A 429-nucleotide genomic window follows, 5' to 3' on the forward strand; every position below is an offset into this window, starting at 1 on the left:
GATGGTCAGGTCCTTGCCCGCCGCGACGGTGGAGCCCGCCGCGCTGGATGCGTTGCGTTCGGTGGTGCTGGTGCTCTTGCTGCTGCCCAGGCTGATCTGGACGCTGACCCCGCCGACCTTGTCGAGGGACGTGGCCTTGTCGAGACTGCCCATCTTCTGCACGGCATCGTAGGCGTTGTAGGCCGCCAAGCCAGCCGTGCCGGCCGCCAGGCCCTGCATCACCGGGTTATCGACCTTGCTCGCCGCGCTGGCCATGCGCTCGCCGGTCTGGACCGCGCTGACCACGGGGTTGCTGGCCGTGACGGACAGGCCGCTTTGCTTGATCTCGTGGAATTCCTTGCTGCGCGCGGTGTCGAGCGCGGCCACGATGTTGACCTGCTGGCCGATCAGCGTCACGTCGCCCTGGCGCGCGATCACATTGCTGCCCAC

Annotated in this window: 1 pseudogene; it reads right to left on the bottom strand. The window is 68.1% G+C overall.

Features of this window, described 5'->3' with window-relative positions:
- Nucleotides 1-429: pseudogene (locus KDH83_RS31730) on the bottom strand (hypothetical protein); the annotation flags it as partial.

This window comes from Achromobacter sp. Marseille-Q0513 (assembly GCF_018195695.1).
Lineage (GTDB): Bacteria > Pseudomonadota > Gammaproteobacteria > Burkholderiales > Burkholderiaceae_B > Achromobacter.